Consider the following 3554-nt stretch of genomic DNA (forward strand, 5'->3'; position numbering starts at 1 on the left):
CAAACCCTCACCACCCGACTCCACAACCTCCTCCACACCATCACCCAAAACCCCCACACACCCATCAACCACATCAACACCCTCACCCCACAAGAACACCAACAACTCACCCAATGGAACGCCACGGAAAACCCGATTCCCGAGGCTTCCCGCACCCTTCAGCAGCTCTTTGCCGAGCAGGCGACCCGCACACCCGAAGCGGTGGCCGTCCGCGCCGGCGCCGACCACCTCACGTACCGTCAGCTCGACGAGCGCTCGGGCCGACTGGCCCGCGTCCTCCAGGCGTCCGGGGTCCGTCCGCAGGACACCGTGGGCGTCCTGCTCGACCGCTCCGCCGACCTCGTGGTCTCGCTGCTCGCCGTGGTGCGCGCGGGGGCCGCGTACCTACCGCTCGACAGCCGAGACCCCGCGTCCCGCATCCACGCGCTGCTGACCGAGACCGGCACCCGGGTGGTCCTCACCGATCCGCTCCCCCACGACAGCAGCCCCCTCCCTGACGACGTCCTCTCCATCGCCGTGGGCCAAACGCTCGACGCGCCCGCGAGCAAGCCGGGCGACACGGAACCCCTGACCGTACCCGGCGACCCCCGACACCTCGCGTACGTCATGTACACCTCCGGGTCCACGGGCCGGCCGAAGGGCGTGGCGGTGCCGCACTCCTCGGTCGTCGAGTTGGCGCGCGACCGGTGCTGGCGGGGCGGCAACCACCGGCGGGTGCTCTTCCACTCCCGGCACTCCTTCGACGCCGCCACCTACGAGATCTGGGTCCCGCTGCTGTCCGGCGGCGAAGTGGTCGTCGCCCCGCCCGGCGCCCTCGACGCGGCCGGAATCGAGCGGCTCGCCCGGCGGCACGGCGTCACGGCCCTCTGGCTCACCGCGGGCTTCTTCCACCTCGTCGCCCAGGAGGACCCCCGGTCCCTCGCGGCCCTGCGCGAACTGTGGGTGGGCGGTGACGTCGTCGACCCCCGGGCGGTCGCCCGTGTCCTGGAGGTCTGCCCCGACCTGGTCGTCGTGGACGGCTACGGACCCACCGAGAGCACCACCTTCGCCACCCGCCACCGCGTGCCGGCGCACGGCTGCGACCGGCCGGCGGTGCCCATCGGCCGACCGCTGGACAACACCCGGATCCACGTCCTCGACACCGGCCTGCGCCCCGTGCCGCCCGGTGTCACCGGCGAGTTGTACGTCTCCGGCGCCGGCCTGGCCCGCGGCTACCTGGGCCGGCCGGGGCTCACCGCCGACCGCTTCGTGGCCGATCCGTACGGGCCCGTCGGCACCCGCATGTACCGCACCGGCGACCTCGCCCGCCGCGACACCGACGGTGTCCTCCACTTCGTCGGGCGCGGCGACCAGCAGGTCAAGATCCGCGGCTTCCGCATCGAACTCGGCGAGGTCGAAGCGGCCCTCACGCGTCATCCGCAGGTGGCGGGGGCCGCCGCCCACGCCCACGTCGGCGGCGCTGGCCCCGCCCGGCTCGTCGCGTACGTCGTCCCCCGCGGCGGTGCAACCGACGGCGCAACGGACGACGCGACGCACGGCGGCGCGGTGCTCGACACCGTCGCGCTCCGGGAGGAGCTGAAGGCGTCGCTGCCCGACTACATGGTCCCGGCCGCCGTCGTCGCCCTCGACGAGCTGCCGCTGACGGCGAACGGGAAGCTCGACCGCCAAGCCCTGCCCGCGCCCGACTTCACCGCCCTGACCAGCGACGGCGCGCCCCGCACCGCGCAGGAGCGGATCCTCGCCACGCTCTGCGCCGAGGTGCTGAACCTCCCCCGCATCGGCGTCGACGACAACTTCTTCGAACTCGGCGGCGACAGCATCGTCTCGATCCAACTCGTCAGCAGGGCCCGGGAAGCCGGCCTGGTGATCACGCCGCGGGACGTCTTCCAGCAGCGGTCCATCGCCGAACTCGCCGCCGTCGCCCGCCCGACGGACGCCGTGGACGCGGTCCCCGCCCCGGCCGGTCTGGAAGGGGTCGGCGACGTGCCGCTGCCGCCCGTGGCGCGCTCCTTCGACGTGGACGGCCCGGGTTTCGCGGGCTTCCACCAGTCCGTCGTGGTGCGCACGCCCCGCGGAGCGACCCGCGACGGCTTGGCCCGCACCCTCCAAGCCGTGCTCGACCGCCACGACGTGCTCAGGTCACGGCTGGTCGGCCCGCCCTCCGGCCGCGAGCTGCGCACGGCAGCGCCGGGCGACGTCCTCGCCCCCGCTGTCCTGAGCGCCGCCGCCCTTCCGCACCCGTCGGACCCGGACGGCCTTCGGGGTGCGCTCGCGGACGCGGCGGACGAGGCGCGGCACCGGCTGGACCCCGCCGGTGGCGTCATGGTGCAGGCCGTCTGGTTCGACGGCGGCCCGGCGGCCCCCGGTCGGCTGCTGCTCCTGCTGCACCACCTCGTCGTCGACGGGGTCTCCTGGCGCATCCTGCTGGCGGACCTCGCAGCCGCGTGGCGGGCGGTCGACGCCGGTGAGGAGCCGCAGTTGCCGCCGGTGGCGACGTCGTACCGGCACTGGGCGCACCTCCAGGTCGACCAGGCCAAGAGTGCGGCCCGCGCCGCTGAACTGCCCTTCTGGATCGACGTGTTGGAAGGGGCGGCTGTGCCGTTGGGCGGGCGGGCGCTGGATCCCGCGCGGGACACCCTCGCCACCGCCGCCACCGCGTCGTGGACCCTGCCGCCGGAGCAGACGCAGGCACTGCTGGCGGACGTTCCGGCCCGCTACCGCTGCGGCGTCAACGACGCCCTGCTGAGTGCGCTCGCCCTCGCGCACGCCAGGTGGCAGCGGGACCGCGGCGCCGCCGACGGCTCGCTGCTGGTCGACGTCGAGGGGCACGGGCGCCAGGACGACATGGATCCGTCGCACGGGGCCGGGGCGCTGGACCTGTCCCGTACGGTCGGGTGGTTCACCTCCGTCCATCCCCAGCGGTTGGACGCGGGCACCGCCGCGTTCACCGGCGCCGGCGCGGGTGCGGTGCTCAAGCGGGTCAAGGAGCAGCTTCGGGCGGTGCCGGACCACGGCGTCGGCTACGGGCTGCTGCGCCGGCTCGCCCCCGGGGCGGCCGATCGACTGGCCGGGCTGCCGCAGCCGCAGGTCGCGTTCAACTACCTGGGGCGCTTCCCCGCGCCGGACGACGCCGACTGGGTGCCCGCGCCGGAGGCCGACGCCCTGTCCGGGGGTGCGCACCCCGACCTGCCGCTGACGCACGCGCTCACCGTCAGCGCCGTCACCCGGGACACGTCGGACGGTCCACTGCTGACGCTCAGCTGTGCGTGGCCGGGCGCGGTCCTCACCGAGGAGGAGGTGCGCGGTCTGGGGGACGCGTGGGTACGGGCGCTGGGGCTGCTCGTCGAGCACGCGGGCGCTCCGGAGGGCGGCGGGCTCACGCCGTCGGACGTGCCGTTGGTGCCGCTCGACCAGGGCGAGATCGAGGAGATCGAGGCGCGGCGGCGGGCCGTGGACATCTTGCCGTTGGCGCCGTTGCAAGAGGGCCTGCTCTTCCACGCCCTGTACGACGACCAGGACACCCCCGACGTCTACGTCGTCCAAATCGCCCTACA

General features: G+C 74.4%; 1 protein-coding gene. It reads left to right on the forward strand.

The window, feature by feature from the left end:
• Positions 1-3554 (forward strand): amino acid adenylation domain-containing protein (locus ABZ842_RS38640; protein ID WP_361548536.1); only part of this gene is annotated, 3554 nt, incomplete at both ends.

It is taken from the genome of Streptomyces sp. NPDC047315, assembly GCF_040643215.1.
Taxonomy (GTDB): domain Bacteria; phylum Actinomycetota; class Actinomycetes; order Streptomycetales; family Streptomycetaceae; genus Streptomyces.